We start from the raw sequence: 12,082 nt of genomic DNA, 5'->3' as shown, positions 1-12,082 counted from the left end.
GCTGTCGCAGAACCAGGAACCAGAATCTCCTGTCTTTAGGCAGGGGAGTATGACAATTGTGAGACAATGGTAAAGCTGCGCTTTCTGTGCAGCCTCTGGTTCTAATCAGTTCTATCTGGCCAATTAGGGGATAGTATGCTGCACACACTATCTGGCCAATTAGGGGATAGGTCTCCAGCTCTGATCGGGATCCACTGTATCCTGGAGCTTTACGACTGCCCGGCCAAACTTTTGGATGATGCCTCTCTGGTGCAACAGGCTTTGCGAGAGGCAGCCAGACGCTCCAACTCCACCTTTTTGGGAGAGCTGTGCCATCGATTTGAGCCACAGGGGATTACAGCCCTCGCTCTTTTGGGGGAATCCCACATCTCCATTCACACCTGGCCCGAAGCGGGCTACGCGGCGGTGGATGTGTTCACCTGTGGTCGCCACACCCGACCGGAAGCGGCCTGTGAATATCTGATCGACGTGTTTCAAGCGCGACGATATTCCCTGCGCAAGGTGCCCCGCCGCACCGCGCAACCGACACTCCTGGAAGAGGCCCCAGACTCGGCTGAGGTGCTCACCTGTGAAGCGACCCGACGAAGGCGTTGAGATCTTCGCCAATCGCAGCTTTTTCCAAACTGTCATGGGGGCCATCTGGAGGCTGGGTGGGATCCGATTCACCCCAGAGGTCAGTCTATGTTGCTGGAAAAAGCTGTAGCGAGGTGCTTATGAGCAGCCCGAGAAGTTTCTTCTGGGTTCAGGAGTACTTTACCCCTTGGGACTACACCGCCCGTGCCGTCACGCGCATCTTGGCCTACCGAAAAACCCCTTTCCAGGAGATGCTGATCGCCAAGACGGGGGCCTTCGGCAAGGGTCTGATGCTGGATGGGCATTGGCAATCCACTACCGTGGATGAGTTTCTGTACCACGAGGCTTTGGTTCATCCGGCTATGGTGCAGGTTGTCCAAGCGGGCGGGATCCCCCGGCGGGTACTGGTGTTGGGGGGGGCCGAAGGGGCAACGCTGCGGGAGGTGCTGCGTTGGCGCTCGGTGGAGCAGGTGGTGATGGTGGACATCGATGGGGAGGTGGTGGCCGCCTGCCGAGAGCACCTGCCGGAAATGCACCAGGGATCCTTTGAAGATCCGCGGGTGGAGGTGGTGATTGCCGATGCCTTGGATTTTCTCCAAGAAACAGGCCCCATTTGGGATGTGATCCTTTCCGATCTCTCCGATCCCATTGAGTCCGGCCCTGCCTATCGCCTCTTCACCCAGGAGTTTTTCCGCCAGATTCGCTCCAAGTTGCAGCCCGATGGGGCTTTCACCATCCAAGCCGGGCCGACGGGGCCGGTTGAGCTTCATCAACACACCCGCATTGTTCGCACCCTGAAAACGGTGTTTGCCGCTGTGCAGCCCTACGCCATCTATGCCCCCACCTACGGTGGCCCACTGGGTTTTGCCCTGGCAGCTCAGGATCCCATCTCCCCCAGGCCAGAACCGGAGCAGATCGACCAGATTCTGAGCCAACAGTTGGATCCCGAGCGAGGGGCACTGCAATTCATCGATGGCATCACCCTTCTGGGCCTCTACCAAGTCCCAGCTCACCTGCGCCGTGCCATTGCCGCCGAGACCACGGTTTATACCCTGGATAACCCGCCTCGCATTGAATGAGGAGCCATGCAGCGCTCAAAGGGATCCCAGGAGAGTTTGTCTTTGGTGCCATAACTTGGTAGATTCGTGAGCAGCCGAATTTTGCTTCCCTGATGAAAGTCCTGGTTATTGGTGGTGACGGATACTGTGGCTGGGCGACAGCCCTGCACCTATCCAACAGGGGTTATGAGGTGGCCATTCTCGATTCCTACGTCCGCCGCCTCTGGGATCTGCAACTGGGGGTTTCTACCCTGACCCCCATTGCCCAGCTAGAGCAACGGGTGGATCGCTGGAAGGGGCTAACCGGCAAGGACATTCCCATCTTTGTCTGCGACGTTACCAACTACGAAGCCCTGATCTCCTGCATGCGCCGCTTCCCGCCGGAGGCCATTGTTCACTTTGGCGAGCAGCGCTCTGCCCCTTACTCGATGATCAGCCGCGAGCATGCGGTGATGACCCAGGTGAACAACGTGGTGGGCACCTTGAACATCCTCTACGCCATCAAGGAGGAATTTCCCGATTGCCACCTGGTGAAGCTGGGCACCATGGGCGAGTACGGCACCCCCAACATCGACATCGAGGAGGGGTACATCACCATCGAGCACAATGGCCGCAAGGATACCCTGCCCTACCCCAAGCAGCCGGGATCCATGTATCACCTCTCCAAAGTACACGACAGCCACAACATCCACTTCGCCTGCCGCGTCTGGGGCCTGCGGGCCACCGACCTCAACCAAGGGGTGGTATACGGCGTGCTCACAGAAGAAACCGGCATGGACGAGGTGCTGATCAACCGTCTCGATTACGATGGCGTATTCGGCACAGCTCTGAACCGCTTCTGCATTCAAGCGGCCGTGGGCCATCCGCTGACAGTGTATGGCAAGGGCGGCCAGACCCGCGGTTTCCTGGATATCCGCGACACGGTGCGCTGCGTGGAGCTGGCCATTGCTCACCCTGCCGAGCCGGGCCAATTCCGGGTGATGAACCAGTTCACAGAGCAATTTAGTGTTGAGCAACTGGCGTTGCTGGTGCAAAAGGCGGGAGCCACCATGGGCCTGAAGGTGGAAATCAACCACCTGGAGAACCCCCGCGTCGAGCTGGAAGAGCACTACTACAACGCCAAAAACACCAAGCTCCTAGACCTGGGCCTCCAGCCCCACTATCTGTCCGATTCCCTCTTGGATTCGCTGCTCAACTTTGCTCTCAAGTACAAGGATCGGGTGGATGTGCGGCAGATTTTACCCAAGGTGAAGTGGAAAGGTTAACTCTCCAGGCAAGCTTGGGCCAGGCTCAGCCAGCCGCGCGCCAGGTTGTCCAGGTTATAGCCGCCTTCCAGGCCGAAGAGGGTTTTGCGGGTCACCTGCTCCAGGCAGAGGCGGGCCATGCGGCCAAAGGCTTCCGGCTCTAGCCGCATACCGGCCAAGGGATCCCCTTTGGCACAGTCGAAGCCGGCGCTCACCAGCAGCAAATCCGGCTGGAACGCTTGCAAGAACGGCAAGATCTTCTCGTCGAGGGCCTTTTTGTAGGCCAACCAATCCGAGCCGGCAGGCAAAGGCACGTTGCAGAGGTTGCCGTGGATCCCGGTTTCGCGAGCGGAGCCGGTGCCGGGGTAGAGGGGAAACTGATGGATGGAGGCATAGGCCAGTTGGGGATAGCGCTCCACCACCGCCTGCGTGCCGTTGCCGTGGTGCACATCCCAATCGAAAATCGCCACCCGCTTTACCCCCGGCTGATCCAGCGCCCACAGCGCCGCAATGGCTGCGTTGCTGAATAAACAAAACCCCATTGCCCGTTCTGGCTCTGCGTGATGCCCAGGCGGACGACACAGCACCAAAGCCGGCTGAGCGGTGGCCAAAACCGAAGCAGAGCCGGCAATCCAAGCCCCCACAGCCAGGCGCGCCGCTTCAAAACTTCTCTCCGAGAGAGCAGTGTCGGCATCAATGTGTCCCCCACCTGCTGTTGCCAACTCAGCCACCTGTTGAATGTGCCGACGCGAGTGTACTCGCTCCAGCTCTGCCAGCTCCGCCAAGGGGGGATCCCGCCATTCCAACTGGTTGGCAAAAGGAGCACCACGCAGCGCCTTAACAATGGACTGCAAGCGAGCCGGACGCTCGGGGTGAAATGGCCCAGTATCGTGGCTGAGGAAAATATCAGAATAGTAAACAGGCAACATGGGCAGAGGCAACAAGCTAAGGCAACGCCTTTGCAGTGTAGCTTAAGCCCGCCCCCTCTATCCGTAGAAGACCTCTGACATGGATCCCGCATAGGGGTCAAGGCCAAAAGAGGCTTGTTGGAGTTTTTGATTGACCACATCCCGCACTACCGACCGCAGCAATTCCAGCTCAGAGGAATTGAGTTGATCGCGGCTGGGACACTCATCGGCAGCCAGCCACATGTAGATGGCGGGGACCCGGTTTAGGATCTGCTGCATCATCGCTTCCCGCTCCCTAGCGTCATGAAACACCTGTTGATGGGGGTGCTCAGTGGAGAGGATAGTTTCCAGTTCTCCCAATGCCAGGTACTCGACGATATTAACCAACATCTTTTCCATGATGAATGTCCCTCCTAAAAATCCCTGTCGCTCTTAAAAACAGACATTAAACAAAAAACGCTGCTTCCCCATCTTCCTCCGCTGCTTTTGGCACCGGATTTTGCCTACAAGCCGACCATTTAAGCCGGTTGCAGTTAAGTCTGCCGTCGGGAAGAAGTTGCGGTTTCGTTCGTAAGATCCTCTTGTGCAGCCAATCCTTGCCTCCTCTATTCGCCTCGTTTGCCTTTCCACTTGCCGCTGAAAGCAGCCAATAGGAGCCATCAGCAGCTGGAAAATCTTTTTGCTGGTATTCAGTACCAACAAAGAATTATCAGCGTTCAAGAGAAACAAGGTAGAGCGTTTAACAAAGACTATAGAAACTCGACTGCAAAAGGCAGGAAGATCTTACTCAGCTATTTGTCATTCACTACCCTAACACGTGACTGTGTAAGAAATTGCGGGAATATTAAGAAACTTACATATTTCTTGACAATTGACTAAAACTTCTGTCTGTCAAGGAGGCCCTGGAAGGCAGTTAAAGAGTTGTAAAGAGCAACTCTTCCCTTGGCTCCAAGCTCTGAAGAACTGCCAAATCCAGGGATCCAAAACAAATAGATTTAGCCTGCTATGGGCAGATCGACTCGCTGAGCCTGGATCCAGAAAGACTCTAGGTCATAGTAGTCCCTTTCCTGTTGCATAATCACATGGACAATGAGATCGGCATAGTCGATCAGTATCCAAGAGGCCGATTCCTGCCCTTCGATGCGGCGCGGAGTTTGTTTCCACTCGTCCCAAACCTTTTCCTCAATTGCTCGGGCAATGGCGCGGACTTGCGTAAGCGAGTAGCCGCTGACCAGAAGAAAGTAATCTGCCAAAGTGGAGACTTGGGATACATCCAGCAGAACGATATCGCCACCTTTTTTCTCTTCTGCCGCGCGAGCTGCACTCAGCGCCATGCAATAGATGGGATCCCCAGCAGGGGCAGGCATGAGATGTAGCAACTAAAACCCTCCTGAAACGACTGAGTTAACCTAGGACACCGCTTTTTCTAAAGGATGTAACAAAAAATGATTCCGAGTCATGAGTGTGCGCGGATGAACCACCTGATTCCGGTCTAGCAAAAATTTTAGGCTCAAGTCACATACTCCCACTACGGTTTTAGACAAATCTACAAAAGCCATCTGCCGCAACCGCTCCAATTCTGGGCTGTTGCCCCGATTCGGCTCCAGGGCATCGGCCACGAAAACCACGCAACTGAGCGGATCCATGCCGGGCTGCCCTAGCGTGTGGTTGGCAATGGCCGCCAAAATCTCCGGATCCTGTACCTGAAACTGCTCCCGCGCCACCAGGGATCCCACCTCAGCGTGCAGGATGTGAGGTTCGGCCCGCTCAATTTCATCCAGCTCCCGTTCCTGAGCCACCCTTTGCAACAGTTGCTCCGGCGGGAAAGCCTTGGCCAAGTCGTGCATCAGCCCTGCCCAAGCAGCTTTCTGCTCATCCAGCCCGTAGTGGGCCGCCAGCTGTCGGGCCATCCCCTCTACCCCCAAGATATGGCGGAGGCGAGGAGGAGACACCCGCTCCTGTAGCCAGGCCAACACCTCTTCCCGCCCCAGTTGAGTGCCCATGGCCCTAATCATTTTGCAACTTCAGCACGGCCATAAACGCTTCTTGGGGCACATCCACCGTTCCCACCGCCTTCATGCGTTTTTTCCCCTCTTTTTGTTTTTCCAAAAGCTTGCGTTTGCGGGTCACATCTCCTCCGTAGCATTTGGCCAAGACGTTTTTGCGCAGGGCTGGTATGGTTTCACGAGCAATCACTTTAGAGCCAATTGCCGCCTGAATGGGCACTTCAAATTGATGGCGTGGGATCAGCTCTCGTAACTTGGCAACTAGGGAACGGCCTACATAAAAAGCTTTATCCCGATGCACAATCGTGGATAGAGAATCCACCACATCGCCGTTGATCAAAATGTCCAAACGCACCAAATCATCGGCGCGATAGCCAATCATTTGGTAGTCCATGCTGGCATAACCGCGGGTGCGTGATTTCAATTGGTCGAAAAAGTCGGTGACCACTTCCGCCAGGGGCAGCTCATACACCAGCGTAGTCCGACCCTGCGCCAGATATTTCATGTCTTTAAAAGTGCCGCGTTTGGTCTCACACAGCTCCATCACGGTACCGACAAATTCCTCAGGAAGAATCACCTCTACCCTGACAATCGGCTCCTCAATGCTGGTGCGCTCGTTGGGGGGAGGCAGCTTGCTGGGATTGTCCACCCGAATCACAGAGCCGTTGTTGAGGGTAACTTGGTACACCACCGTCGGAGCTGTGATCACCAGATCGAGATTGTACTCCCGCTCTAGGCGTTCCTGAACCACCTCCATGTGCAGCAGGCCCAGAAAACCACAGCGGAAGCCGAAGCCCATGGCGCTGGAAATTTCTGGCTCAAAGTACAGGGCAGCATCGTTGAGCTTGAGTTTTTCTAGAGCCTCTTTGAGTTCGGCGTACTGATCGGAGCTGCTGGGGAACAGGCCACAAAACACCATCGGCTTGGCTTCTTTGTAGCCGGGCAGGGGCTCAGGAGCTTTGCGATTCACCAGTGTGATGGTATCCCCAACACGGGCGTGTTCCACGCTCTTGATGGCGGCGGCCATGTAGCCCACCTCGCCCGCATGTAGGGCATCCACCGGCTCTTGGTTGGGACGCATCACCCCCAGCTCGGTAATCTCGTATTCTCGGCCAGAGGCCATAAAGCAAATCTTGTCCCCCGTTTTCACCTCCCCGTCCATGATGCGCACATAGACGATCACGCCGCGATAGGCGTCGTAATAGCTATCGAAAATCAAGGCCCGCAAGGGATCCGCCACTGTATCCCGTGGGGGGGGCACCCGCTGCACAATGGCCTCCAGAATCTCTTGAATGCCAATACCCACCTTGGCAGAGGCCAGGATTGCCCCGCTGCAGTCGAGGCCGATTACCTGCTCAATCTCCGCAATGACCCGCTCCGGCTCGGCGCCCGGCAGGTCGATTTTGTTGATCACCGGAATAATTTCCAGGCTGTTCTCCAGGGCCAGGTAGACGTTGGCCAGGGTTTGGGCCTCCACCCCTTGAGAGGCATCCACCACCAGCAGCGCCCCTTCACAGGCGGCCAGGGAGCGGGAGACTTCGTAGGTGAAGTCCACATGCCCCGGCGTGTCGATCAGGTTCAAAACGTAGTCTTGGCCGTCTTGGGCACGGTAGTTCATGCGGGCCGCTTGCAGCTTGATGGTAATGCCCCGTTCCCGCTCCAGTTCCATGCTGTCCAGCAGTTGTGGCCTCATCTCGCGGGCTGAAACGGTGCCCGTTTCCTGCAGGAGGCGATCGGCGAGGGTGGACTTGCCGTGGTCGATGTGGGCGACGATGGAAAAGTTGCGAATGCGGGAGACAGGAACGCCGGTCATAAAAACCTGATCAGGGCAAAGATTTTTTACAATGCTAGCCTGTCTGGCCCTCTGCCTAAGCCAAGGTTGCCCAGAAGTTGGCTGCTGAGGGGAGAAGATACAGCTCTTCTGTCGGGCACCGGAGCGTCCTCCGCATTGGCCGGGACTGCTTTTTTCCGGCAACGCCGACGATGCCCGGTACAACGGACGTGCCGCTTGTGTGGCAGGGATGGGATCCCATGAAGGGGAAAAAGCCAGAACGAACTCGGGCGGTGTTGTCGCCAGCTCGCCAGGAGGCTATGGGTCTGACCCGACGGCAGAGGAAGCAGTCCAGAACCCTGCCCAAAGCACTACTTGTCTAACTTCTCAATGTAGGGGCGAATGTCATTGAGGTCGATGTAGCGGTCGGTGGCGTTGCGCAGCTCGCGGGCGATCATCCCTTCGGTGGAGACAACTGTAATCAGCGTGTTTTTGGAACGCAACAGCTCGACGGCCCGCTCAAAATCTCCATCGCCGCTAAATAGAATGATCCTATCGTACTGGCCAACGGTGTTGAACATATCGATTACTATTTCGATATCCAGATTTGCTTTTTGGGAGTACCGACCGGAGTCTTCATCTCGATATTCTTTGAGGATCTTGGTGCGCACAGTGAAGCCCATGCTGATCAGAGCGTCTCGAAAGGCCCTCTGATCATGGGGATCCTTGATGCCGGTGTACCAAAAGGCGTTGACCAATTCAACATTCGGCTGTGATCTAACAAAATAATCCAGCACCCGGCGTGGGTCGAAAAACCAGCCATTTTTCTGTTGAGCATAAAACATATTATTGCCATCAATAAAGATGGAAACCCGAGTGACGGGATGATGGTAAAACATAAAGCTTTTCCGAAAAAAGTAAGGTGAACTGGTCAGAAAAAGAGGATGAAAACGAGGTCACTGACTTTCCACAAGAGCCATTTGGGCAGCCAGCACCTTGCTGACACCAACCTCTCATCATAGCCAAAGGTGGGATCCCTTTCTCAAGAATTAACTCTGGGGAGAGGCACCCCTGTAAACCAAAGCGGGTTCCGGTTGCCGCAGGGCATAGCTGGATCCCGGTCGATCCGCTTGGCTAACGTACAGCTCCGCCAATTGTCGAGCCAGGTTACGGATGCGCCCAATGTAGAGGGTGCGCTCGGCTACAGCAATGACACCACGAGCGTCGAGCAGGTTAAAGGTGTGGGAGCACTTGAGCACATAGTCGTAGGCGGGCAGGAGCAGAGACACGGCCAACCGATCCGGCAACACCTGTTTCTGCAGTTTCTGTTGGGTGGTTTCGATCAAACGCTTGGCCTCGGCTTCGTAGAGCCGGAACAATTCCAGTAGCATCTCCGGATCGGAATACTCGAAGTTGTAATAAGATTGCTCGACCTCATTTTGGAAATAGATTTGTCCATAGGTAATCCGTCCCAGAGAAGGATGCTCATTCCAGCAGAGATCGAAAACCGAATCCACCCCCTGCAGATACATGGCCAGGCGCTCTAGCCCATAGGTAATTTCTACAGAAACCGGGCGACAATCTTGTCCGCCCACCTGCTGAAAGTAGGTGAACTGGGTTACTTCCATGCCGTCCAGCCACACTTCCCAGCCCACGCCCCAAGCCCCCAAGGTGGGAGATTCCCAGTCATCTTCCACAAAGCGAACATCGTGTTCTGCCGGGTTCACGCCCAAAGCTTGCAGGCTATTTAGGTACACATCTTGAATGTCATCGGGGGAGGGCTTGATCAACACTTGGTATTGAAAATAGTGCTGCAGGCGATTGGGGTTTTGACCGTAGCGTCCATCGGTGGGGCGGCGACAGGGTTCGACATAGGCCACTCGCCAGGGATCCGGCCCCAAGGCGCGCAAAAACGTGTGGGGGCTCATGGTGCCGGCGCCTTTTTCCAGGTCGTAGGGTTGTAGGATCAAGCAGCCCTGCTCCCCCCAAAACTGTTGCAGGCGAAAGATCAAGTCTTGAAAGGTGTGGGCTGACATGGCAGGGGTTGGGCAGAGATGGATTAACCCCTATCCTACCAATCTCCTCCTCTCAGTCGAGCAGCTCTTCCCGATCAGCTGGATCCGAGTAGTCCCACTCGATGGGGGGCATTTGGTCGAAGGCTTGTTTGAGGGCGCTCTCCCACAGTTTGCGCATCTTGGCCAGGTAGGGATCCCCGGTGCGCAGGCGCAGACGGTGGGTGACCTTGAACTGATCCGCTTGCACCATCACCAAATCGATGGGGGGGCCGACGGAGATGTTGGATTTCATGGTGGAGTCGATGGAGAGGAGAGCGCATTTGGCCGCATCCGCCAGCGAGGTTTCGTAGGAGAGGGTGCGATCCAAGATTGGCTTGCCGTATTTGGTTTCCCCCACCTGCAAAAAAGGGGTTTCCGGGGTGGCCTGGATGCAGTTGCCCTGGCTGTAGATCAAAAAGAGGGCCGGCTCCTCGCCTCGGATCTGTCCCCCCAACAACAGGCTGCACTGGGCGTCGATACCGTCCTTTTCCAGCCAGGGCCGGTCTTGCTCCTGGATGTACCGAATTTTGGATCCCAGGTAGCGGGCCACGTCGTAGAGATGGGGGAAGGTGTGGAGATTGGAACTTTCCTGTTGGCGCAGATCCCGCTGCACTTCGGTCAAAACGCCCTGGGTGATGGACAGGTTGCCGGAGGTGCAGATCAAGATCACTCGCTCTTCGGGCACGGAAAAATCGAACAGCTTTTGGTAGGTGGAGACGTAGTCCACCCCGGCGTTGGTGCGGGAATCTGCCGCCATCACCAAGCCAAAGCGGGTGATGATGCCAAGGCAGTAGGTCATGCGAACGATGCGGCTCGGCTCTCTGATTGTAGAGGCGATTGTAGAGGTTCAGGGGAAAGCAAATCCGATTTTGTGGCGGATTTCCTCCCGCAGGCGGGCGGTGATTGAGGCTTCGTCCAAATCGGCCAAAATCTGGGCTATGGCGGCTTTGGGCCCCTCTGGCCCCCAACTGGCTCCCTGGGCCAGGTAGCGGCGGGCGGACTCGCCTATGGCATAGCAGGAAAACCCGGCCAACACCGCCTGCGTCAGGGCCACGGAACCGTAGGCTCCCAGAGAGAATCCCCCCAGCAAGGTTTTCAGGGATCCCAGGCCCAACAGCGCCACCCACTCGCCGGCGCCCAGGCTGAGCATGCTGAGGATGATCTTCTGCAGCAGTTGTGTGGCTCCTGCAGTGCTCATGGGCCAGCCGTACAGGCGGGCCAGGCGCAGGATCAGGGTGACATCGATGGCCAGCCCTCCCAAGGTATCGAGCAGGGTGATGGGGTTGAGGGCAACCGCCAGCGCTTTGGTGCGGGCGGCTGAGGCGATGAGGTCTTGGGCTTGCTGGGCACGGGTTTGCAGCTTGCGCTCAATTACCTGCTGGTTAACCCGATCGGCAAACAGGAGGGCATTCAAGGCCAGCAGCGAACGCCCCTCCCGATGCAGGACTTCCAGGATTTTCAGGCGCAGCTCATCCACCTGCGGGGATCCCACTTCCATTTGGGCAGCAAAGCTCCCATCCGGCCTTTGTACCAGGCGGGGCACGCGAGGGGAGGCCGCCACCATGACGATCTCGTTGGGAGAAAGGAGCTGCCGCACCCGTTCGTTGCGGATCTTGTCGTAAATGTCCTGGCGATCTGCCTCTGGGTACTGGTCGATCTTGTTGAACACCAGCAGCATAGGCTTGCCCGCCTCCCGCAGGGTGGCCAGGGCCTCAAACTCCACCCGCGTCAGATCCCCGCAGACGACAAACAGGATCAAATCCGCCCGCTGCGCCACTTCTCGGGCCAGCCGCGCCCGCTCTTCGCCGTCTACTTCATCCAGGCCGGGAGTGTCGATCAGCTCCAGACGGGATCCCTGCCAATGGGCGACCTGTACCGACTGCACCGAGGAAGGGGGGAGGCGGGATCCCTGCAGGGATGTGCCAGAGAAGGAGGACTGGGGGCGGGTTTCCCAGCTGATGTTCCAAGTTGCCGCTTGCTGGGTACGGGTGATGCCATGGGTGGGCCCCGTCTCAAAGACTGGCTCGCCCAGCAGGGCATTGAGCAGGGAAGACTTGCCTCGCCCCACCAGACCAAAGGCGGCGATGTGGATGACCTCGGTTTCCAGCTTGTCCAAGAGCGCTTGCAAGCTCTCCAACTCCCCTTCTAAGCCCGCGACCTCTTGGGGGCGCAGATCCAGTTGGGCCACCCACTGGCGCAGGCTGCGCTTGGCTTGTTGGTAGTTGAGGTCATCTTGTAGGGTGTTGCGGCGAGCCATAGCCGTAGCGCTCAATAGCGGTAGGAAGCAGCCCTTAAAAGACTCCACTTTGCTCTCGGGATCGGCAGGCTTCCCCACCGGACAGAGAGCTTCTCATCGGACAATACAAGGGACAATACAAGACGATCATAAGAGGAAGGGAAGAGTTAAGCTCAAAGCAAGGCGGCCTCAGCCGCCGGGATCCGCAACTCAAAAATCCGATATCCAAAAC

At 56.8% G+C, this 12,082-nt stretch carries 12 protein-coding genes; 3 read left to right on the top strand and 9 right to left on the bottom strand.

Going from position 1 to position 12,082, the window contains the following annotated elements:
- The first annotated feature begins 135 nt into the window (after positions 1 to 135).
- The 3 genes from speD to NW856_RS08800 all read left to right on the top strand — a co-directional run bounded on the left by speD (position 136) and on the right by NW856_RS08800 (position 2,896).
- Positions 136 to 594 carry an adenosylmethionine decarboxylase gene (gene speD / locus NW856_RS08810; RefSeq protein WP_011431729.1) on the top strand — a complete coding sequence of 153 codons (459 nt, stop codon included), beginning with the start codon at positions 136 to 138 and terminating at the stop codon, positions 592 to 594.
- A 119-nt stretch (positions 595 to 713) separates the two neighbouring features.
- Complete coding sequence (locus tag NW856_RS08805; protein ID WP_414399859.1) at positions 714 to 1,652, top strand: fused MFS/spermidine synthase; 939 nt, start codon at positions 714 to 716, stop codon at positions 1,650 to 1,652.
- A 92-nt stretch (positions 1,653 to 1,744) separates the two neighbouring features.
- Entirely contained in the window at positions 1,745 to 2,896 is a 1,152-nt protein-coding gene (locus NW856_RS08800) for an NAD-dependent epimerase/dehydratase family protein (protein ID WP_011431731.1), read from the top strand.
- On the opposite strand, the gene NW856_RS08795 is transcribed toward NW856_RS08800, so the two are convergent.
- The 9 genes from NW856_RS08795 to NW856_RS08755 all read right to left on the bottom strand — a co-directional run bounded on the left by NW856_RS08795 (position 2,893) and on the right by NW856_RS08755 (position 11,871).
- On the bottom strand, positions 2,893 to 3,804 hold the full coding sequence (locus NW856_RS08795) for a histone deacetylase (RefSeq protein WP_414399858.1): 912 nt from the start codon (positions 3,802 to 3,804) through the stop codon (positions 2,893 to 2,895). The genes NW856_RS08800 and NW856_RS08795 overlap by 4 nt on opposite strands.
- Positions 3,805 to 3,861: 57 nt before the next feature.
- Positions 3,862 to 4,182 carry a hypothetical protein gene (locus tag NW856_RS08790; protein WP_414342999.1) on the bottom strand — a complete coding sequence of 107 codons (321 nt, stop codon included), beginning with the start codon at positions 4,180 to 4,182 and terminating at the stop codon, positions 3,862 to 3,864.
- A 596-nt stretch (positions 4,183 to 4,778) separates the two neighbouring features.
- Positions 4,779 to 5,150: a ribosome silencing factor gene (gene rsfS / locus NW856_RS08785; RefSeq protein ID WP_011431734.1), complete on the bottom strand. Its 372-nt coding sequence runs from the start codon at positions 5,148 to 5,150 to the stop codon at positions 4,779 to 4,781.
- A gap of 42 nt (positions 5,151 to 5,192) precedes the next feature.
- Complete coding sequence (gene yqeK, locus NW856_RS08780) at positions 5,193 to 5,786, bottom strand: bis(5'-nucleosyl)-tetraphosphatase (symmetrical) YqeK (protein WP_414328665.1); 594 nt, start codon at positions 5,784 to 5,786, stop codon at positions 5,193 to 5,195.
- Positions 5,787 to 5,790: 4 nt separating this feature from the next.
- Positions 5,791 to 7,602 carry a translation elongation factor 4 gene (gene lepA / locus NW856_RS08775; RefSeq protein WP_414399857.1) on the bottom strand — a complete coding sequence of 604 codons (1,812 nt, stop codon included), beginning with the start codon at positions 7,600 to 7,602 and terminating at the stop codon, positions 5,791 to 5,793.
- A gap of 329 nt (positions 7,603 to 7,931) precedes the next feature.
- Positions 7,932 to 8,459, bottom strand: coding sequence for an NYN domain-containing protein (locus tag NW856_RS08770; RefSeq protein WP_011431737.1), 528 nt, complete (start codon positions 8,457 to 8,459; stop codon positions 7,932 to 7,934).
- A 150-nt stretch (positions 8,460 to 8,609) separates the two neighbouring features.
- Positions 8,610 to 9,596, bottom strand: coding sequence for a glycine--tRNA ligase subunit alpha (gene glyQ / locus NW856_RS08765; RefSeq protein ID WP_414328660.1), 987 nt, complete (start codon positions 9,594 to 9,596; stop codon positions 8,610 to 8,612).
- A 52-nt stretch (positions 9,597 to 9,648) separates the two neighbouring features.
- A complete protein-coding gene (locus NW856_RS08760; protein ID WP_011431739.1) occupies positions 9,649 to 10,413 on the bottom strand; it encodes a proteasome-type protease in 765 nt (254 codons plus the stop codon).
- 48 nt (positions 10,414 to 10,461) lie between these two features.
- The gene (locus tag NW856_RS08755) at positions 10,462 to 11,871 is read right to left on the bottom strand and encodes a DUF697 domain-containing protein (protein WP_414399871.1); all 1,410 of its coding nucleotides are present in this window, start codon (positions 11,869 to 11,871) and stop codon (positions 10,462 to 10,464) included.
- Between the last annotated feature and the right edge of the window lie 211 nt (positions 11,872 to 12,082).

The sequence above is a fragment of the Synechococcus sp. R3-13 genome (genome assembly GCF_047462195.1).
GTDB lineage: Bacteria > Cyanobacteriota > Cyanobacteriia > Thermostichales > Thermostichaceae > Thermostichus.
Note: the sequence above shows the minus strand (reverse complement) of the source record. Positions and strands in the feature narration are given on the sequence as shown.